This window comes from Mesorhizobium sp. M0048 (assembly GCF_040323405.1).
Classification (GTDB): domain Bacteria; phylum Pseudomonadota; class Alphaproteobacteria; order Rhizobiales; family Rhizobiaceae; genus Mesorhizobium.
In genome coordinates, this window is sequence record NZ_JAMYUV010000071.1 from 1 (window position 1) to 20101 (window position 20101).

19 protein-coding genes and 3 pseudogenes are annotated in these 20101 nt (G+C 60.1%); 5 read left to right on the top strand and 17 right to left on the bottom strand.

The genetic code is table 11. The features are described 5' to 3' along the window. Both NKJ84_RS30705 and NKJ84_RS30710 read right to left on the bottom strand, forming a co-directional pair. Positions 1 to 646 (bottom strand): annotated as a pseudogene (locus NKJ84_RS30705) (DUF932 domain-containing protein); the annotation flags it as partial. Positions 647 to 950: 304 nt separating this feature from the next. Beyond that, a pseudogene (locus NKJ84_RS30710) lies at positions 951 to 1573 on the bottom strand (carbonic anhydrase); the annotation flags it as partial. 460 nt (positions 1574 to 2033) lie between these two features. Between NKJ84_RS30710 and NKJ84_RS30715 the strand changes: the two are divergent. Then, positions 2034 to 2420, top strand: coding sequence for a response regulator (locus tag NKJ84_RS30715; protein ID WP_352509593.1), 387 nt, complete (start codon positions 2034 to 2036; stop codon positions 2418 to 2420). 140 nt (positions 2421 to 2560) lie between these two features. On the opposite strand, the pseudogene NKJ84_RS30720 reads toward NKJ84_RS30715, so the two are convergent. From NKJ84_RS30720 to NKJ84_RS30750, 7 genes and pseudogenes are all read right to left on the bottom strand, one after another. Continuing rightward, positions 2561 to 2859 (bottom strand): annotated as a pseudogene (locus tag NKJ84_RS30720) (response regulator). 27 nt (positions 2860 to 2886) lie between these two features. Next, positions 2887 to 3819, bottom strand: coding sequence for an ArdC family protein (locus tag NKJ84_RS30725; protein ID WP_352509595.1), 933 nt, complete (start codon positions 3817 to 3819; stop codon positions 2887 to 2889). A 289-nt stretch (positions 3820 to 4108) separates the two neighbouring features. Then, positions 4109 to 4483: a hypothetical protein gene (locus tag NKJ84_RS30730; RefSeq protein ID WP_352509597.1), complete on the bottom strand. Its 375-nt coding sequence runs from the start codon at positions 4481 to 4483 to the stop codon at positions 4109 to 4111. After that, on the bottom strand, positions 4480 to 5109 hold the full coding sequence (locus NKJ84_RS30735; protein ID WP_352509599.1) for a hypothetical protein: 630 nt from the start codon (positions 5107 to 5109) through the stop codon (positions 4480 to 4482). Before NKJ84_RS30735 ends, NKJ84_RS30730 begins: the two co-directional genes overlap by 4 nt. Before the next feature lie 192 nt (positions 5110 to 5301). After that, positions 5302 to 6624, bottom strand: coding sequence for a hypothetical protein (locus NKJ84_RS30740; protein ID WP_352509601.1), 1323 nt, complete (start codon positions 6622 to 6624; stop codon positions 5302 to 5304). After that, complete coding sequence (locus tag NKJ84_RS30745; protein ID WP_352509603.1) at positions 6624 to 6842, bottom strand: hypothetical protein; 219 nt, start codon at positions 6840 to 6842, stop codon at positions 6624 to 6626. Before NKJ84_RS30745 ends, NKJ84_RS30740 begins: the two co-directional genes overlap by 1 nt. Then, entirely contained in the window at positions 6839 to 7195 is a 357-nt protein-coding gene (locus NKJ84_RS30750; protein WP_352509605.1) for a hypothetical protein, read from the bottom strand. Before NKJ84_RS30750 ends, NKJ84_RS30745 begins: the two co-directional genes overlap by 4 nt. Positions 7196 to 7647: 452 nt before the next feature. Here NKJ84_RS30750 and NKJ84_RS30755 point away from each other — a divergent pair, with 452 nt between their 5' ends. Then, on the top strand, positions 7648 to 8055 hold the full coding sequence (locus NKJ84_RS30755; RefSeq protein WP_352509607.1) for a hypothetical protein: 408 nt from the start codon (positions 7648 to 7650) through the stop codon (positions 8053 to 8055). An 858-nt stretch (positions 8056 to 8913) separates the two neighbouring features. Here the strand turns inward: NKJ84_RS30755 and NKJ84_RS30765 are convergent. The 8 genes from NKJ84_RS30765 to NKJ84_RS30800 all read right to left on the bottom strand — a co-directional run bounded on the left by NKJ84_RS30765 (position 8914) and on the right by NKJ84_RS30800 (position 17002). Continuing rightward, entirely contained in the window at positions 8914 to 10068 is a 1155-nt protein-coding gene (locus NKJ84_RS30765) for a hypothetical protein (RefSeq protein ID WP_352509609.1), read from the bottom strand. Positions 10069 to 10304: 236 nt separating this feature from the next. Next, positions 10305 to 10535, bottom strand: a complete 231-nt coding sequence (locus NKJ84_RS30770; RefSeq protein ID WP_502904052.1) for a recombinase family protein — start codon at positions 10533 to 10535, stop codon at positions 10305 to 10307. 259 nt (positions 10536 to 10794) lie between these two features. Continuing rightward, positions 10795 to 11502, bottom strand: a complete 708-nt coding sequence (locus NKJ84_RS30775) for a DUF1906 domain-containing protein (protein WP_352496686.1) — start codon at positions 11500 to 11502, stop codon at positions 10795 to 10797. 160 nt (positions 11503 to 11662) lie between these two features. Then, a complete protein-coding gene (locus NKJ84_RS30780; RefSeq protein WP_352509611.1) occupies positions 11663 to 12277 on the bottom strand; it encodes a glutamate acetyltransferase in 615 nt (204 codons plus the stop codon). A gap of 175 nt (positions 12278 to 12452) precedes the next feature. After that, on the bottom strand, positions 12453 to 13328 hold the full coding sequence (locus NKJ84_RS30785; RefSeq protein ID WP_352509612.1) for an Evf family palmitoylated virulence factor: 876 nt from the start codon (positions 13326 to 13328) through the stop codon (positions 12453 to 12455). Positions 13329 to 13466: 138 nt separating this feature from the next. Next, the gene (locus NKJ84_RS30790) at positions 13467 to 14162 is read right to left on the bottom strand and encodes a helix-turn-helix domain-containing protein (protein ID WP_352451774.1); all 696 of its coding nucleotides are present in this window, start codon (positions 14160 to 14162) and stop codon (positions 13467 to 13469) included. Positions 14163 to 14427: 265 nt separating this feature from the next. Beyond that, positions 14428 to 15387: a LysR family transcriptional regulator gene (locus NKJ84_RS30795; RefSeq protein WP_352509619.1), complete on the bottom strand. Its 960-nt coding sequence runs from the start codon at positions 15385 to 15387 to the stop codon at positions 14428 to 14430. Between the two features lie 235 nt (positions 15388 to 15622). Continuing rightward, entirely contained in the window at positions 15623 to 17002 is a 1380-nt protein-coding gene (locus tag NKJ84_RS30800) for an alpha,alpha-trehalose-phosphate synthase (UDP-forming) (RefSeq protein ID WP_352509614.1), read from the bottom strand. Between the two features lie 570 nt (positions 17003 to 17572). Here NKJ84_RS30800 and NKJ84_RS30805 point away from each other — a divergent pair. The 3 genes from NKJ84_RS30805 (at position 17573) to NKJ84_RS30815 (ending at position 19802) form a co-directional block, all read left to right on the top strand. Then, entirely contained in the window at positions 17573 to 18292 is a 720-nt protein-coding gene (locus tag NKJ84_RS30805) for a winged helix-turn-helix domain-containing protein (RefSeq protein ID WP_352509616.1), read from the top strand. Positions 18293 to 18468: 176 nt separating this feature from the next. Beyond that, the gene (locus NKJ84_RS30810) at positions 18469 to 18693 is read left to right on the top strand and encodes a hypothetical protein (RefSeq protein WP_023722452.1); all 225 of its coding nucleotides are present in this window, start codon (positions 18469 to 18471) and stop codon (positions 18691 to 18693) included. A gap of 758 nt (positions 18694 to 19451) precedes the next feature. Further along, complete coding sequence (locus tag NKJ84_RS30815) at positions 19452 to 19802, top strand: hypothetical protein (protein ID WP_023722451.1); 351 nt, start codon at positions 19452 to 19454, stop codon at positions 19800 to 19802. The last annotated feature ends 299 nt before the right edge of the window (positions 19803 to 20101 follow it).

Below are 20101 nucleotides of genomic sequence, written 5' to 3' on the forward strand. Positions count from 1 at the left end.
TGATCTTCGTCGTCTCCGCCTTGGAGAAGCCGCGCTTGCGCAGGAAGCTCTGGCGATCTTCGTCGTCCCGAGCGACGACACGCTCCCGCGAAGCCTTGATGCCATTGACGAACGGCATGGGCGAAGACTCCGCGAACTGGATCAGCGCTGTCTCGGCTTCCAGGGCAAAACGCGAGGCGGCATATTTGGAATGCCGGATAATGATTTCCTGGAAATCCTGCACGCCCCAGAGGCAACGATTCTGGCACACTGCACGTAGATAGAAGCTGGCGATTCCAAGCGTGCGGGCGCCGACCTCCGAGTTCCAGCAATAAAACCCCCTGAAAAAGACGTCGGGCGAGCCATCGGGCAGCTTGCCGGCTTCGATCGGATTCAGGTCGTCGACGAGGAAGACAAAGACATCACGGTCGGACGCATAGAGCGTCGTCGTGGCATTGGAAATGTCGACATTCGGATTGTAAATTCCCGTCGACCAATCGAGAACTCCCGGCACCTTCCAGCGAGTGTCTCCGGTGCCGTTGCCAGCGATCTTCTGCACGGCGTCGATCAACTCTTCATCGAAAATCCTGCCGTAGTCCGGACCTGTAACCGCTCGCAGCTCGAGGCGTCCGTTCTCGATCTCCAGCGTCTTCACCTGCTCGGCGCGTTATCTGAACAGTCAAGTTGTCTCAGCCGGATTGTCGGCGGCGTTTTCCTGAAAAACCGCGGGCTTCGGGGCGATCTTGGCTCGTGAGACAGACGCGCGAATTGCTGAGGCACGTTGGCGGTCGTTCAACCGGCACAGCAGGCCAGCTCGGCGACGTCCTCGCCGAACGAGAGAGCAGTTTCGCCCCGGGCTGGTGTGGTGCTCGATCGGCCGAGCTGACGCAAGAGGTGACGGATGGCAGTGCGCAAGCGTTCACTACTCCTACGCGAATGACGCCTGAATCGCTTGTCATCCGGGCGATACCGGCCCGCCGGTCACAGTCACATTCAGATCGGTGATGAGCCCGCTCGACAGCGAATAGACCCAGCCATGTACCGCCAATGGCTGGCCGCGCGCCCAAGCATCCTGAACGAAGACGTCGGACGCGACGTTCCTAACCTGGCGGATGACGTTGAGCTCGCAGAGCCGGTTCAGCCGCTCTCGGTCGTCGGTGTAGGCGGCCAGCTCGTCCTTGTGGTCGTGGGCGACTTCGCGGATCGGATGGAGCCAGTGGTCGACGAGGCCCCGGCGCTCGCCATCCACTGCAGCGGCTATGCCTCCGCAGCCATAGTGGCCGACGACCAGCACGTGCTTCACCTTGAGCACGTCGACGGCGAACTGCAGCACCGACAGATAATTCGCATCCTGGGGCGGGGCGAGGTTGGCGACGTTGCGGTGAACAAACATCTCGCCGGGGTCCAGCCCCACGATCTCGTTCGCGGGTACCCGGCTATCGGAGCAGCCGATCCACAGATATTCGGGCCTCTGCTGCCCCACCAGTCTCTTGAAGAAGCCGGGATCGACAGCGAGCTTGCCCTCGGCCCAAACGCGGTTGTTTTGCTTCAGCTGATCGAGCATGAAATGGTCGACTCCTTGGTTACTGTTGATGCGCGCTCGCTTCACCACTTTGGTCTCTTTAGACCGCTGTTGCATATGGTCGGCGAGACGATCATAGCTCGCAGCAATGGCACGCATTTGCCGTTTGGCTTCTGTGTCATCCAGGAGTTTCGCGATGGAGCGAAGCTCCTCAGCTCGCTCGTGCCAATACTTGGGATCGTTGATGAAAGGATGGGTCAAGGTAATCACGCTAAGCGCCTATACCCTTCAGCTGCTTCCCACGGTTCACAGACTCTACGAGATCGTTCACGATCCGCAAAATATATCATGATCGAAGAGTACTTGTCAGGAGTGAACGGGCGGAGGCTTTGGCTCGGTCAAAGACGTTCACCGGCCTCGCGCACCCCGATGCGCGAGGCCCTTACAGCCTGTGAACGATGCCAGGGAACCAGACGCTGGTGCTACGCGTATTGAGGCCTGGGTCGGTGTGTGTCGCTGAGGGGAAAGGCGAGTGGAAGAACGTCCAATCATTCTCGTTGTGGAAGTTGACGAGACGATCCAGGAGCTCGTCCACGATGCCCTGACGGAAGGCGGTTACCAGCCGGCAATGGTGACATCCGCCCATGAGGCGGTGAACCGACTTCAAAGTGGGCAGGCGGACTACCGGGCGCTTGGTTTACCCGAACGGCAGCATGAACAGCTGGGAAGCGGCTCGGAAGGCGAGGAAGATCGCCCCGGATTTGCGGTCGTGTACATGACCGCAGGCACTGGTAACGAATGGCCTTCGGAAGGTGTCCCGAGCAGCGTCCTTCTGCAGAAGCCATTTGCCTTGGCACAACTGGTGACTGCCGTCTCTCAGTTACTCATCACCGGGTCCACCCCACCGAGGACACCTTAGAGACACCGGCGGTGTTAATCCTCGTGCAGCCTGAGGGGGGTCTATTTGAGAATAGGCAAATGATGGCCGTGCATCTCACGTTATCCACGCGGGACTGAATAAGTTCGCCACGCCGTTTTACTGATCACTTTCATCCGTCGTCAGGAGAGGGAATTGATCGTTTCCCGTAGTTTATCGATGGAGACTGGCTTCTCCAGCACTGGTCTTCGGCGGAACAAGGAGGGAAGATGCTGCTGCCCATAGCCCGTGATGAACAGAAAAGGGCGCCCTCGCCTTTCGATGGTCTCAGCAATGGGATCGACGCCAAAACCGCCAATGTTGATGTCGAGAATGGCGAGGTCAAACTCACCCATCAAGGCATATGGGCCAGCGCACCAATAGTGCCGGCTTCGGCGACGACCCGATGGCCAAGTTCATCCACCATGTCCGCTATCATCATTCGGACGAGAACTTCGTCTGGGGGCGCCTATGCGGCGCCCCGGACCTCGTCCTGCTGAGCGTCGGTCTGCTGGGCGTGCATCCAATCGGCGATCTGTTGCGCCTTGCTTGCCGCCGTGAAGATGGCGCGCTTGTCGGACCGCAGCACCTGGAGCCAGGAGGCGATGTAGCGGGCATGATCGAGCCTCGGTTCGACGCTGAGGCTGAGGTCGGCGCAGATCATGGCGCTGAGAAGTTCGACCGTGCATTCCTCCATGGCGTAGGCGGCCGAGCCAAACTGTCCGGAGAGATCGCGGTCGAGGCGATGCCTGGCGCCGGAAGCGTGTCCGCATTCGTGGAGCAGCACGGCGTAGTAGGCTACGGCATCCCGGAAGCAGGCGAACTCGGGCATCTGCACATGATCCCTGGATGGGATGTAACAGGCCTGCGATCCGCCGTGGCGGATGTCGATGCCAAGGGCGGCGCAGAATCGCTCGGCGTGCTCGATCCGCTCGGCCATCGGCAGCAGCTGCATCTCGGGCGGTGTATATCCGTCGACCTGGGCGGCATTGAAGACGGTGTAGCCACGGGCAAACAGGCGCCGTGCGGGCGTGTCGTGATCCTCCCCGTCGTCCTGACGATCTGTGCCGCCGCTGCGATCGCTCGTCTTCCAGAACACGACGAGCTGGCCGCGCTCGCCCTTGCGAACCTGAGCGCCGAGTTCATGCCATTGGCGATAGGTGCCCCAGATGCCGGCGGGATAATAGGCCGCATGCGCCGCAACCCAAAGGGTGATGACGTTGACGCCGCGATAGGTCTTGCGTGAGGCGACGTTGACGGGCGTGGTGATGGCCGACCCGTCGTGATGCCAGGGCATGCGGTACTCGCCGGCGCCGGCCTCGATCGCGGCGATGATCTGGTTGGTGACGCGCTCATAGATATCGTTGACGGTCCGGGCTTGGCTGTTGCGATCGGTGGTCATGGGTGCCTCCTGTGCTCGCCCTCTCCGTCGAGGGCGAAGCGGCAGGGGCAGACGCGGCGAGCCGGGCCGTCACACCCTGTTCTCGGTTACTGGTGCGGAACAGGGTTGACGGCCCGGCAGCGTCTGCCACAACCGAGCCCCTGCCTTGACGGGCGAGCACAGGAGACGTCGGGCATGACCGATGCCGCAGGACCGGCCGACGGTGAGGATGTTGCGTGGCTCTCAGCCAGCGCCGCCTCGCGGCGGGTGCCGCAGCGGAACAACCTTGGCCTCATTCGACAGCGCCAGTTCATCCTTGCAGGCCGGCAATCACAGCGTCACGCTCGGCAACCTGTAACGTCAGCACCTGGATGTGCTGCGCGAGCGTGCGGGTGAGCGCGCGCAGTTCGGCCATCTCGGCACCGCGCACGGCCCGGAGCTCGGCTTCGAGGGAGCGGACGCGGTCCTTCAGTGCTTGAGGAGATGATCGCCGGTGGCGCGCTTCGGCAGCACGAAACTCGGCGAGAAGATCTACCGCACGGTTCGCTGTTGCTCGGCTGACGCTGGCCTCGCGCGCCAGGTTGGAGACGGTAAGCGCGCCGTCGGTGCGATCGGGCCGGCCGTCGAGCAGCCGCTCCATGGCCGCCCTTAGCGCCGCTTCGCTCTTTGGCCCGAGCGCAGTCATGCCTCACCATCCAGGAGAGGTGCAATCAGCCGGCGCTTGCGCTCGTGGTCCCGCAGGATCGCTGTGTGCTGGAGCGGTGAGAGGCGCCGGTCGGCAAGCAGCGCTTCGCCTTCTGCGATCGAGGCCTGCCAGGGCTCACGATGCCGGACGGTCAAGCAGGCGTTCGGGCATCGATCAGGGCTGCATCGGGACAAGGCCGGCGCCGGTCGCTCGGTCTCCGGCGCTTCCGTAACGCAAAGCGCGGTCGCGGCTTCGAACAGGCAGTCGTTGAGGAAACCCACGTGCAAGGTCCGGCCGAGATGGGCCAGCATCGTGCGCAGTCGCTTGCGGTCCATTATCCGGCCGGGAAGATCGCCAAGCTCGTCCTGCACATAGGCGAACTCGCGCCGCAACCGCGCGGCACCCGGTCCAGCCGGACCCTCATCGCGAAGAAACGCCTCGTAATGGACGACGATATCGTCGAGCTGGCCGAGTGCGCGCTCACGCTCGACGGCGAGGCGGAAGTCGGCCTGCCTTGAGCCCGCATAGCCCTCGAAGATGGCGATCGAGGCGTGCTTGTACTGGATCTTGTCCGCGACGGTGCCGAACGGCCGGTTGGCGATGTACCAAGCGACGGTTCGGCGCAATTGCCGCGTCGTGAACTTCCAGGGCTCGTCTGCGATGCGCGGGATTGCCGGTGTGTCTCCGGAGCGCGCATCCAGGCCGTCGCGGAACAGGTTGAGCGTCGAGATGATCGGCGCTCCAGGGCCAGTCCTTCAGGGTCACCCATAGGGATGAGAGCCCCTTCTCCTTGCGATTGCGTGCCGAGAGAACCTCCATTACCGCGACGGCCCGGGCGACGGGTTCGATCGTGATCCAGTCGGCCGTGACGCCGCGCGCGCCATGACGTTTGTAGACGGTGCTGCGCACCCGGTAGCGCTCGACCAGGCCGTCAGCGCTGCGCACCGCCGACACGCAACCGGCTGCATGGCCTGCACCTCGCTGTCGCGCATGCCGGTGAGATAGGCACAGACCACATAGCAAACACCTTGCAGCATGCGCTCCTCGCGGGCGAGGCTCAGCCCGTCGAAGCGCTCGCGCCATAGCAAGCCGGTGTCGGGATCGCTCGAGATTGGCGTGTCGACGCCGCCAACCTCGATCCCGAGTTCGGCAGCCGCTTCATCGATCAGCTGTGCAGTCCGATCGGACTGGCTGACGCGACCGCTCTCTGGCGCGCCAGCATGCAGGCGCATCAGGTGGAGATTGTAGGGCGGGATCACCTGGCCGGTCAGCGGATCAATCCGGCGGGCGGCGTTGGGCGCGCGCTCCCAGATCGGCACGCCCCGGCCGGCGGCCCGGCGCGCGTCGAGCCACTTCGCCACGCGGGCGCGATAGGTCTTGGCGACGGCCCGTCCGGTCCGTGTGTCCCGCGCGATCAACCGGGCGCAGCGGGCTTCGAGAGCATCCAACTCCGTCCGCGCGACGAGGATATCGGGTGCATAGACCTCGACATACTTGTGCGCCCAACGCAGCATGGCGCCGATGATCGGCTCGGGAATGCGCGGCGTGGCGTTCTCGGCGGGCGCCGGCGGACGTCCGGCAACGCGGTGAGCCGCGCGCCCACGCCAGGGAAGAAAACCGATCCCGCCGCCGGTCAGCCATGGCGACAGGTGATGCAGGTCAATCGGCACCTCGACATACTTCACCGTCTCATGGGGCGTTCGTCGCCCGCTGTCACGGGCATGGATGAGATAGGCGTTGAGCAACGCCTGATGTATCCGGCTCAGATCGACCGCGCCGATCCGTGCAATGAGAAACGCCGCAAAATGCTGGACATAGTGCAGCAAACGGATCGCCGAGGTCGCGCCGCAGGGCGCCCGATATCCCGGCACATGGATGCGCAGCCGGGCGATCACATACTCCTTCGCCAGCCGCCGCGTCACCGGATCGGTGATGCGGGTGAAGTTGAGCCGGTAATTGGAATAGCGCGCGTTCACCCGGAAAATGGCGGCGCCCAGATCCCAGTGATCGTCGCCGAAGCGGGGAAGCGGCGTGCGGTCGGCATCGTCTCTGATCGCGATGCCGGCGAGCACAGGCTCGTCGTCTCCATAGATGGCCGACGGCAGCAACGGCTGCGGCGAGCGCTTCGCGAACCCTGGCATCACGGGGCTCCCAGGTAGATGAGCGCAGCGCCCGAAGCGGCGACCTGACGAGCCCGCTCGATCTCGGCATCACTGAACCGGGGCAGGATCTGACCGGCGATCCGGCCATGAACGCGGCCGAACTTGGTCGCCCAGTCGGCTTCGCTGAGTGTCTGTCTCTGCGCCCGGATGAAGGTGAGGAAGGCCAAAAGCGCAGGCAGCTTGCGGGCGGTGATCACCGCGTTGTTGCATGCGAGACAGCCCCAGAACGGCGATGGACAGGCCTCTCCCTCGGCGCCGAACGGACTCCTGTAGAAGCCACCGCAACTAGTCTAGCGAGCCAGACGTCCTGCTCGCCGCTCAACAGGGCCTGAACGGCAGCCGCTCCCGAGACTGGCAGACCGATGGCCGCCGGATCGGCGCGGACGGCAGCTTCCTCGTCCGACGACAGGACGCACGGGCGCAGGGCGGCGTCGAGTGCATCGCTCATGGCGTCGGCGATGGTCGCTTCGTGCAGATGGCGAAGTGCGGGGATGTCGGCATAATGATTGGCCGCGACCACGACGCTATGGCCGACGGCGGAGCGATCCATGCAGGCAGCACTCACGTCCGCAAGGCGTGCAACTCGCGGACTGTCGGAATCGAGATAGCGCCAGAACATCTTGAGCGCATTGGAATAGGCGTAGGCCGTCGAAAACCGAGCCGGCCGGACCTCCGACCTGGCAGGCGCGCCAGAGCGCCCCCGCCAGCGTCCGGGCCAATGCCTTGCGGCCGGCGAGCATCGTCAGGTCGATCGTCATGCTGCGGTCCGCGAGGATAACCGTGAAGCGCAGCGACGCGATCGCAGCGGCGGCCTCGCCCTCGGGATCAGCTAACGCCTCGGGGAAGAGCGCACGGCGGCCCGGCCGCCGCACCGACATAGCTACCGCAGTGGTCATTCCACATTACCGGCCGTATCTTCGGCCCAGCGATCTGCGGCCGCCTCGACCAGTTCCTGCGCCTCGGCGAGGCTGTCGAGATAAATGTAGGTGCTGGTGACACTACGTGCCCCAGGAGGTGCTGGAGCTTCTGCAGAGGATCGCCGAGAATCCGCCGATAGGCCGCGCCATGCCGATCCTGCGGATCGAACACGGTCCCGATCTGCTCGCGTGTCAACATGGAAAGCATGTTGACGGCGAAGACGTGCCGCAGCGTGTGCGGCGTCACGTCGAGATCAATGCCGAAGCGGCGGCAGCGGGCGCAGGCCCGGCGAAAGGCGGCTTCCCAAGTTGCCGAGGGCACGGGCTGGCCGCCTTCGGTCAGCCAGAGCAAGGCATGCTGCGCCCTGCCGGGCCCGCCGATGAGCACCTTGCGGCGTTAGCCAGGCGTCAGGCGGTCGAGCCGAACGCGTCTTCCGGTCGTATCGACGGCCTTCCTGTCCTCAGGCATCAACCAGAGCGGATCGGACACTGAAGGTTCCGACCGCTCGGCCAAGATCGCGCGCTCGAGATCGACATAGTCGCCGATCAAGGCCAGCACGCGGCGGGGAATGCGAATGCGCCGCAGCCGTCCGCCCTTGGCGATCGGACCCGGAAGATCGAATGGAACGGAGCGCGATTCGAGCTCTCTCGCCCGCGGAAGATCGGTCAGCAGCAGGCTGCCGGCCTCGGTCAGCCGAGCTGGGCAAGAATGTCGGAAGCCCTACCAAAAGGGAGAGAGGGCGGGTCACCGGTACCGAGAATCGGTGCAGCGCAGACGATACGCCAATTCGGCACGCATTTTGCTCCGATTTTTTTTCACGGGGGACGGCGATGGCAGATCTCCGATCGCCCCCGCAGGAGCGGTTCGTGAAGCCGCGCCTTCGTGCGGCAGCCAATGACAGGCGTATCCGCCGGATCGAGCAGTGGAGGTAGGTCAGCATGGTCGCGAGGCATTCTGATGCGCGGGAGGGCGGCGGCCAGTACGTGATCGCCGTCAAAGGCAACCAGTCGAAGCTGGCGAAAGCGACGACCAGCGTGTCGCAGGACAGGCAACGGACTGCCAGACGCCGATGGCGTTCAATCGAAGGCCTGATCGCGGGAAGCTCGATCCTATAGTGTTCGCTGACGGATTCGGCAGCAAGATCGCTCGACAGACTGGCCCGGCAGCCAGGGCGATCGAAATCCTCGCTCAGGGCGGCTGTGACCCTTATGTCCCGGCTTGGCGCCGCCGGGCTTCGCCTTGTCCCGACGCTCCTTGCGATCGGCTGTCGTCTCCTCGTCAGTATGGCCTCCGCCGGCTAGATTAGGGCAGGTCGCCCAGACCTTGGGAGTTAAGTTTTACTAAGATCGGTTACCGATTGATCAATGACCCCCTTTTGTCGCGCCTATTTTGGTGAGATGGCCATCGGAATTCGAATTTCTTCCCGTCTCGCCATGCCAGGCCGAAGCCGTTGTCCGTTGCTAAGGCGAGATCGTCCGGATTCGATGGCCTGCAGTCGGTCACAACGAGGAGTCGCGGATTGCCCTCTTGCTTCTGATGGTAGTCGAGCAGTTGGCCAATTGCGGCCCGTATCGCGAAACGGATCGTCAGCGGGTCGGTCGGCTTGATCTCTGCCAGCACCGGTCCGAATTGCGCGTCGTGATAGCGGACATCGACCCATTCCATGTTGGGTACAACTTGCGTGGCGTTGGACGCTTTGAGAAACGCCTCGAAAGCCGACTGCAGGTGATGATGCTTGGGCGTAATTTGGAATTCATTTTCCTGGAGGTAGCGGGTGTATGGATCGGTGGCCGTTCCAGCGCTTTTCCTCCCTTTGCCCCTAGGTGGAGGCGCATTGCGGACGCTCCGGTCCCGCACGTCGTCGAAATCATCCGTCGATAGCCACGCTAAGATTGGATGCGAAGATGGCAGCCTTTCGGCGATAATGGCCAAGGCTTGATCAGGCCTCACCGCTTGGTAGCTCCCATGCATCTTGATAATTGCCTGCCGAGGCGGCGACGGAGGTTTCGAGGGTATGATGTCGTCAGGGATGATTAAAATCGACGGGCTGAACCAGACGAAGTGCGATTGTGGACAACGCCATTGGACCCATTCGTACGCATCCTCCCAATGGGCGTCGAAAGCTGCCTTGTTCTTCTTGAGGCTTTTGATCCCTGGTAACTTCCAGAGTGCATTGCCGTTCCTACGCAGATCCAGCTCTTTGGCAATTGCCGCTCGATCGTTCTCATCATTCTGATAAATGGCGCATGCGGCACCTACAGCATAGAACTGACCGTCCCTCATCGTCGTCATGATGATGCCGAGGTTGCCCTCGTCGGCATAACTGAACATTCGGCCTTTCGCTTGGGTGTGAAAAACTTTCCAGCCCTTCCAGACCCAATCGGACCGACCATTCCATTCCTCGTGGCCATAGCCATGAACTCCGGCATAACCGCTCGACGTGGTTCCGCCGATGGGGCCGAGATAGCCATTGCTGTTCCAAACGACTGGCTTCAACACGACCATCTTACCCGTGCGGAGCTCCTCGATGATCCAAACCGACAAAAGTCGGCAAACAAGAGTTCAACTGGCGGAATATCAATGCCAAGGCTCATGGGGCGTCGTCTCGAGTACTCGGTCCAAGTCCATCGAGGATGAGCCGATATTTGTCTCTCAGCCCTTCGAACATCAGGCGGTCGCGCGGAACACGAACTGGACGCCGACTGCCTTTGGCCTCCTATCGTTTCTGCTCTTGAGCTCGTCTAAGCCCGCTGAACACAGGCTGTGAACTGCCGCATTCTCGCGTATAAGTGCCACGCGACATCGACTTCCCTCAATTGATCAAGCATCCGGTGCAGTTCGGGGCGCTCCCATCGACCGCCGGAAGCTTCCTCTTCAAAGATCCGTTCGCTACCGGCATCGGTGAGCGCCTTGATCTGCGCCTTGTTGGACTGCTCGTCGCCTTTGCTCACCCGGGCATAGCCGATCAGCATGGAGCTTCCTTTCGCAAACGGTCGTTTATGGAAGGCCGAGGGTGTCCACGAGAATACAGGTTCGGAGCCTTTCATAATCCTCTTTCACTATGGCGCCGTAAGGCAAGCGGTTTGTGAAGGGATGAACGATGCCGGGATATCGATGACGAAGATGCAGCGGGAGAAGCTTCCGGTGCAGCCTGACAAGGCGTGGGCGTGCCTTGTACCGTTCGGGAGGAATCGACCATGCGAAAGCTCTTGCCCGGCCGGGAGCGAAGATTTAGCGCTCCTCGCGCAGCAACTTTGAACAACGCAGACGTTCCTTCGCGTCGCGAGAGGGGAGAGTACCTGCCGGCCCAAATTGACCAAAGTTTTCAAGGGCCGGATTGACGACATTTCCATCGTATCCGAAGCCCCCGATCTCGGAACGCTTTTCCATAAACTTTTGGAAAAGCGACCAATCCCCCTGCTTGAGCGCTTGTCTCGTTCCGGACCATCCCAACGAGCCAGAGAGCCATATATGGTCCACCAGCCCCTGGCGCTTCATGTGGTGTCCGACCGTGCCCGATCCGTAAACGCCAACGAGATAACGGCCAGCCAACGCATTCCGCACACTCCTGAAGTAGGGTGCTATTCGTGCAAGATGCTGTGGTGTGTGGTAGTCCCAATCGACTGCAAAATAGATTCCGGAGCCTTCGGGCTGTCCCAACGCGGCGGCCAGATCAAGCGCACGACCGGAGTCTCGCTCTCCAGCCGCACCATGCAAGTCTCTGATATTGCCGCCCGAGCCACCCCGCTGCTCGAAGGCCACAGCTACCGATATTCCAGCACCATGAAGGGCGGCGAGTTCCTCCCCTGTAAGACATTTTGAGGGAAATGGTGTACTATTCCGATGGTTGTAGTACCGGATTACTGTATTGACGCCAGATTCTGCCAAGCACACAGCAAAATCGCCGACGTTCTGCGGGACGTCGATAATATCGTGCATAGTCCGTCTCCCCGAAGGCCGAAATTATATGGAAAATGCGCAGTTTATACGGTCACCTCGCCCTCCCACGCTATTTCTTCGCGCAGCCTTTTGATGTCATTTCCCGCAGCCACCAACGCGGCGCAGACGCAATCAGCTATTCCTCTGTTTGCCCTTGGGTCTATTGCAGAATGTCGCTACGTCTCTGACTATGGGACCGCCGGCTGGAGAACAAGCGCAGGTAGTACGGTGAGTCGCTCGGCGAGCTGAAACGGCCGAAAACCTGCGCGATAGTGGATTGCGTTTGCTCGTTTGACAGGTTCAGCGATGCGGAGAGCAATATCGAGGTGATGGCGAGACTGTCAGCGCTTCCAACTTCGACCACGGCAAGGCAGGTTAAAGATAGACGGACTTCCGCGGAGTCGGATTGATCTAGGACGAGGCAATTGAACGCCGTCGGTTCGCCGTGTTTGCTCAGATAGCTACGGATTGCCTTTGCCAGACCGACGCCAGCTTCATTGCCGTCGGCGGCATTCGCGCAAATTGACGCAAAGGCACTGGGCAATTCCGCCACGTCCATCGTGCGGTTTAGCGTTCTTGAAGTCGTGGCGGTTTCCACCTGGTTCGGTACCATTTGCGCGGCATTCTGCCATGCTCGAGAATCCAGAGTCCGGGTTTGGTCTTCGAATAGTTTCTGGACCATGGCAGAGCAAATCCTCTCCGCCTCGAGCGGTTGGCTGCTCTGTGGGCCGATCACCAGGAAAAGGCCGGCAGCTGTTTTTGCGAATGGGTTCATGTCTGCTTCCCTATGGAAGCGGGACCGGAGTTCGCCGGCACCGGGGGCGCGACAGAGCATCGGTAGTTCGCAAGGGCTTACCGGACCGCTCTATCGCATCCATGATGCGGGTGACGTTCGTCCAAATCCACGCTATTGGTTGGGTGCGCTGCTTTCGCGATCAAAGGCCTGACGATCAGACCTGCGGCTTGATGTCTTGTTGCGGCGTCGAGCCACCGTTGAAAAAGTTCTTGGCCTTCTTGAACTGGTCGGTGGAGTTCTTATTCACAAGCTCCTGGAAGTTTTCGTGATCGGGGCCGCCTTTGCGGATCCGACGGGTCTGAACGAGATTGGTGACCTCGGCATAGTCCATGTCGACGCGGACGTAGTGGGTCGACGAACAAGAGGATTTCAGCTCGAGGAAGTGCTCTTTGAACTCGATCTGCCGCAGAACGATTGCTCCGTAGTCGTAATATCCGCCTGCCCCATTATCGAGAAGGTAGCTCTGGTAGGTGCATGTCAGCGCCTTGTATCGCTGCGCCTTGCCGTTTGCACTGAAGGTGAGATTCCCCATTTCTGTAAGGAAGGACTGGAAATCCAGCAGCAACGATGCCCCGTCGGTAATGATCGCCTTGGCAATCAGCGAGAGGAAAGTAGCTGAGACCGACGTCCCGGCCACCTTTTTTGAAAAACTCTTCAGTTTTTGCCTGCCCACAGAGAGATCTGGAATGTTGCCAACAACATCGGCCCATGTGTTGATATCAAGCTTCTGTGCATCGATGTTCGCATAATGGGTATGCATGTAGTCGTTAATAATTCCTCCTATTGCCAGTAGATTGTCCTGATTCTCATTGAGGGTGCCGCTGTACGTCGGATCTTCGGTTTTTTGGCCGATGAGGTGAAACTGCACTGTCCCTTGAGCGTTGGCGATCGTGTCGTCACTGGGGGGCGCAGCATCTAACTGGGCCAAAACAAGGGGCTTGGCGTAGAAAAATGCGGACGCCGCCTCATAGTGTTCTTTGGAATAGCGCTGTTCATACTCTTGAACATTCACTGAAAATGCGTTCGACATGCTTTATCCTCCTGCTGTGAGACATGAGCGTTGGTCGAGAGCTTAAGGTGCCCAAAGCGCGGAAACGCCTCGGAGATGAGATGATCTTTGCGTGCCCGCGTCGCCTTATACCAATTCGCTCCGGCCCCCACCTTTGCGTTAGACAGGCTTTTCTCTGCGCCGTATCATTTTGCGATAGCGCAGTGGCGAGAGGCCATGAAACGCCTTGAAGGCTGTGGAGAAGTTGTTGCTGTTCTCGTAGCTGAAGGATTCGGCGACCTTGGCGATGCTTTCATGCCCGTTACGCAACCGGTCAGCAGCCTCCGTCATCCGGTAGCGCCGTAGCCAAGTCATTGGCCCGCAGCCAAACGATGTCTCGAAACGGGTGGTGAGCGTTGTCCTGTTGGTCCCTACCATTCGCGCCAATTCGACGCGGGTGATCTGCTGATCGACCCGCTGCGCCAGCAGACTGCATGAATTCTGAACGATCGGATCGGCTGAGAAGAAAGGCGGGGTAGAACGCTGCGCGAACTGAACGATGCAGGCGGTAAGTCTGCGCAGAACTTCCTGCTCGGTGAGCGGCCACAACAGGTAATCGGAATACCCGTTGGAGAAGACCGCTTGTCGATCCAGGCTCTCTTCCAGAACCAGAGCCAGTTTGACAGGTTCGGGCGAGAGCTTCGCACGCCCGTGCTTGTCGTGAATCGGTTCGCGACAATCGACGATGACGATCTGCGCGGAGCGCCCTGCCCGCAATAAACGGTGATCAAGGATATCGATCTGCCTCAGAGAACTCGCGATTAGTGCCAAGGACTTGCATGCTTCGGGGTCCGAGCCAAGATATGCTGCCAGCATGCAGGCACCTCACAGACACCATGGGAAGCTGGCCTGTGGAAGGCTTGGCGCGGCCGAATGGCGGTCGACGAGAGGCGGTTTTTGGCCTGTATATAGATGGCTGGGCGTATGATACCTTCTCGTCTGGCCCTGTTGCCTCGCTTCAAATTGTCGAAACCGGCACGGTTTCAATGCGCTGGCACAGCACAACCAGCTTCCCCTCCCAACGGGCGAGCAGGGCAATAAACTTTTTCCGTCATATCCTGACGATAGCCCCGGATTCGGATCACGTTTCTTGCCTAGGCGACTCATCAGTCACTTGCCTTCCCAGTTGGGATATTTTGCTCTCAGTTCCCGCCGCCGCGGCGACGGCGATCTCGTGGCGCAGCCAACGATGCTCCGGGTCGCGATGGGAACGCTCGTGCCAAATCAGCGCGACTTCATAGGGTGTCAATTGCACAGGCGGATCCATAATCGCTAGCGGCAGCAAGGCGGCGATCCTGGTCGCGACGCGGCGTGGTACAATCAACAGCAGATCGGTCGCCGCGATCGCCAACGCGGCCGTCAAGATGTTGGAAACCAACACCGGATCGCGACCCTGGAGATCTAACTTGACCAGTTCGTCATGCACCCGGCCGAAGCCGTCTTTGGAGTCCAAGGCAATGGCTGCGTGGCGCAAGGCCGCGAAGCTCTCGATTGTCCATTCCCGCGCCAGGGCTGGATGGTCGTGGCGCAGCAGGCAGGCAAACCGGTCGGAGTAGAGGCTGCGCCTCAAGTATCCGGACGGCGAGGCGCTAATCTGCCCTATAGCCAAATCGATCTCGCCTAGCTCAAGCCGCCGCATCGCGCCGGAGAGAAGCGGATCGATGACGACGTCCAGATGAGGCGCGTGCTGGCGCAGCCGGGGCAGGAGCCGCGGCAGCAGGACCAGTCCTTGATGATCGGGCATCGCCATTATCGCCTTCGATCGCCAATTGGCTTGGGCAAGACTGCCGTTCACTATCCCGCGGATCGCATCCAGCACCGGCGGCAGCATTCGGCTCAAGCGTTGGGCCTGCGGGGTCGGAACCAGGCCCATGGAGCCGCGAACCAAAAGATCGTCGTTGAAAATGCCACGCAGCCTCCTCAACGCTCGGCTCATCGAGGGCTGGCTCAAGCCCACGTGTCGAGCCGCATGCGTGACGTTGCGGTGTTCCAGCAGCGCTTCGAGAGCAAACAGCAAGTTCAGGTCAATCGACGCCAGCATTTGCCGCTGCCGTGTGGCGCGAGGTTCCGCGACAAACGGCTGCGCCCGCTTTTTTGAAGTTTCGCGACTGCAAGCGAGCTCATCCACGGCCTTCTCCTCTCGTCTTAGTAAGCGGTGTGCTCGCGCTAAGCGTCAGCACATTCGGCATCGCTCAGCGAGGCCGAAATGCTGCCTGATTCACTTGGTCGCGGTCAGCCTCATGCTGGCGAAGCTAGGCCCAGGAACGCGGCAAAGCTCAGCGCTGATCCAGGCCTAACAGAAAGTCGTCGCACCAGCGATAGACGTTGTATTCGCGGAGCCGGCCGATCATCGCCCGCCAACGATCGATCCGCTCATCTAACTGCATGTCCAGGGCTTCTTCGATGGCCCTCGCCATCGCTTCCGGATCGTAGGGATTGACGAGGATCGCTCCGCCTAGCTCTCTGGCTGCGCCGGCAAAACGCGAAAGCACGAGAACACCTGGATTCTGTGGGTCCTGTGCGGCGACATATTCCTTAGCTACAAGGTTCATGCCGTCGCGGAGCGGCGTGACCAGGCCGACGCGTGCCATGCGGTATAGACCGGCGAGCTCGCCGGGTCCAACGGACCGGTTGATGTAGTGAACGGGCATCCAATCGATCGTTCCGAGTTCGCCATCAACGCGCCCCACCCGCTCGGCGACGTCCTTTTGCATCGCCAGATATGCCGGTATTTCCGTGCGGGATTTCGGTGTGATCTGCAGCAGTTGCGTCTTGCCGATGCGGTGGTCGTTGCTCCGCAGGAAGCGGTCAAACGCGACGATGCGGTTCTCGATGCCCTTCGAATAGTCGAGGCGGTCGACGCCGATCGCGACTTTACAACCGGGAATCCTTTGAGAGGGCTCCTGCAGAGTCTCGCTGCGCGCCGCCTGCTCGGCCAGTCGTTCGAACTCGGCCGTGTCGATGCCGATCGGAAAAACGCCGCAGCGAAACACACGTCCATAGGCTTGGCACACACCGTTTGTGATGGGGTCCGGTAACCCCTGACGGCGCAAGCATTCGGCGAAGTTACTAAGATCGTCATCGGTATGAAAGCCGACGAGGTCATAGCACGAAAGCCCGCGTAGCAAATCATCATAGTGCGGTACGGTGAAGAGGATGTCCGCCGCCGGCCACGGAATGTGCAGGAAGAAGCCGATCTTATTGCCGCAGCCGAGGTTCCGCAGTTCTTTCGCAAGCGGGATCAGGTGATAGTCGTGCACCCATATGACGTCGTCGTCGCTGATGAGCGGCTGCAACAGCTTTGCAAACAGTCGGTTGACGCGCTGATATCCGGACATTCGTGCTTCGGAATACTCGGCGAGGTCGACTCGGCAGTGGAAAACCGGCCAAAGAACCCGGTTGGCAAAGCCGTAGTAATAGTCGTCCAAATCTGTCTGCGAGAGATCGGTAAGCGCATAATTGATCCCGCCGGCCTCCCGGCGTGAGATCGGCCCTGACGGGTCCTCCCCGGCTTTCACCTTCCCCGACCAGCCCATCCATAGGCCGTGCCTTCGCCGGAGCGCAGCGCTCAGCGCAATCGCCATCCCGCCTGGCGGCGGGGAACCATGCTCGTCGGGCAGCGAAACCCTGTTTGAGACTACGACCAGTCTACTCATCTCCACTCTCCTGCTCTCGGACATCCCGCCGTTCATGAAAGCTCCGCCCCCTGAGCGATCTGCACAATAAGACATGCAAGTTCAAAAGAAAGGATAGCATGGGTCTAGAAAGGAGATTGGAATTAGATAAAAGGTTGGGCATTCATGAGTTTCCTGTAGACAGTGGAATTAACATCAAGGCGAGTTCTGCGTCTGATCAATAAATCTCGACGAATCCATACGAATGTCAACTTTTCAGCGATTTAAATTGAAACAAAGCTGAACTGAATTGGAGCCGCCGGGAGAGGAAGTTGGGTGCAAAAGCGCTCCAGTGATGGTGCCAGAGGACCGGAGCGATACGAATCTCAGCGGGGATAAACCCGGTCTGCCGAACGAGTGGTCGCAGAGGACGGACAATCCATCAAAAACTAGCAGGCTTTGGGGGCACTGTTGCGCAGCAGGAACTCCGCATAGGACCTATTTGTCTGCGCTATTCCGCAATACGCCTGATGAAGATTGTCCCACCTGCTGAGCGTCACTAATTTGACTACCGTCCCCGGCAGCCCAAGCTGCAGTCAATAGGAAGTGACCATGAAGAACATTCTCATCGTCGGTCAGGACGCGTTGACGAGAGAACCGCTTATGGGCTTCTTGTCTAAGCATGAGTTTAACGTCAGAGCGGTCGAAAACCGCCAGCAGGCCGCCAGCAATATGGCTTCTGAAGCGATTGATCTAGCAATTGTCGACCTGAGCTACGGCCGAGAGGACGGTTTGCAGTTCGTTCGAGATTTTGGTGCCAAGAGGGATCTTCCGATCATCATCATCAGCGGTGACTTCGTAGATGAGGCCGACAAGGTGATTGGCCTCGAAACCGGCGCTCGCGACTACATTACTATGCCCTTCGGGCTTACGGAGTTCCGCGCCCGCGTGCGCGCCGCTATGCGCCAGCGGCCGGAGCGTGACCGAAACACCATCTACCGTTTCGATGACTGGCGAGTTAGCACCAAGCGTCGGAGCTTGCGCCGGGGAACGGATCCTGACGTCAAGCTCACCGCCGGCGAGTTCAACCTCCTGATGGCCTTTCTCAAGAACCCAGGTCGGGTCCTTTCACGTGAGCAGCTTCTGATGGCGACCCGTGTCTATGATCAGGAGGTCTACTACCGCAGCATCGATGTTCTTATCGTCCGCCTTCGCCGTAAGTTGGGGCAGGATAAGGCGCCGCGCCCGCAGTATATCCGCACCGAGCGCGGCGCGGGGTATATTTTCGACAGTGTCGTGAATATTGAGGAACTAAGGACGCGCCGTGGTTGATGGACGGCCAAGATCGCGCGGGAAGCGAACGTGACCCAGCACCACTGCAGGCGCTTCAGAATATCACGAATAGGGTCAGGCTTTACCTTCATAGGAATGGCCTCCAGCCACCTGGGCACCTCGTACTATCGGCGTTTCGCGGACCGGTAGGGCCGCGCTGATTTCTGCGTGGACTGATGACGGCGATCGCTTCGGAGTTGGTTGTTGAGATTGCCGATTTTGGCATCGCGGTGGCGGTTTGCGCCGCCTTCGTCGTCATGCGGGCGCAGTTCGCCCCTGGTGCCATACGGGCGGGTGAGATTGTAGGCGAGATTGGCCATGCCGATCTTGGTCTGGCCCGCCCGATGCCGATCGTGCCCACGAACAAGAACTCGCGAGCAGCGGCTGTGGCGGCGACGTAACCTTCGGCCTTGCCGATCGCTTTACCAGTCGCCTTCGTCTGTACCATCAGACCGGCATATTCGCGCGAGGCATCCAGGTCGCAAGCCAAGACGCGATTTCAAATAAGGGGCCTCTCGCGGCGCCGACAAGGTTTCGGGATTTTCCGCTCCTCGCAGGTCGGTAGTGACTGTTGCATACGTGCAACTCAAGCGCGAAGAGTTATCTCAAGGGCAACACTATTCTTGAATTCGGCGGTCAGAATGCGAGTAATCAGCCAAACTCGCCCGATCGAGTCTTCTCGCTACGGGCCACCAATCAACCTGGGACGCCCCCTGTGAGTGCCGATACCATTGCTGGCGCAGTGAGCCGGGAGAGCCTCTCTTTCCCATACCTCCGCATTAAACCCGAGACCACTGTGCCAGCCCAGCGCCCTCCGCCGGCTGGCAGCAAGATGACGGCTGCCAAACGATGGGGCTCCGTGCTCTAAAGATAGAAAATGACGTTTGGCCTACTGCACACCGGGATTTTGCCTGTGATCGCTGCCACAAGCCATCGGTGGTCTTGGTGGTAACGAAACCGCATGCGTATGTTTGCCCGCTGTGTCTAGACGGCGATCCTGCCGAGCAAACTGAGCGTTTTGACTAACATTCTCGGCAAGCTTAGAAGGAGTGGTTCGCTCGATAACAACAAACCCCGAAAATACCTCGCTCATTGTCCGGGCCACGCGCTATCTGGATCGTGGAATTTCGTTTCATGAAGAAAACAGCGGCAGTTTTTAATGAGAGATGAAGTAACCGATCTTTTAACTGAGTTGGCCCTTTGGGCGAATGTGGTGATGAAATCGGAAAGGGGCGATAGAATTAAAATTTGCGCCGCCTACGACGCCGGTCTGCAGCTAATCGCTGAGCGTACTACGCCCGGGTCTCCGCCCCGACCGGGCATTGAAGCTTGCATCCTGCAGCATGAGAAACTGAAGGCTGCCGAAGACATCAGCTGCGTAGGTTGGATACTGGCCGCGATCGCCACGCGTGTTGGGGAACGAGATCTTCCGAAATGGGAGGAAGCTCAGAAGGTCATTGGCGCCACGGTTCGGTTGCTTAGTCGCTACCGTCAAACTCGCGTTCATTGAAGCCATGGCCGCGTCGGCGGAATGGCATTACAATGCTGTCGAGCATTCCCTGTAGCGTTGCACGGACGATGACGCCGGTAATTTACGGCTGTATGAACTGAGTGCCTCCGTCTCCGGCTGGGTCAGAAAACAGGTAAGTCAGTCGTTGTCGGGTTGGAAAAGAGGAAGGTCGCTGGAAAAGCGCGGCCAACCCGCCTTCGCTTGCACACAGCCTGCGTTTTGCCAGCTCCTCAACCGCAACGTGCTGTCAATCTTCGTCTTGCCATGTCTTGAACGCCGAACTGTTCACGCCATTGGCG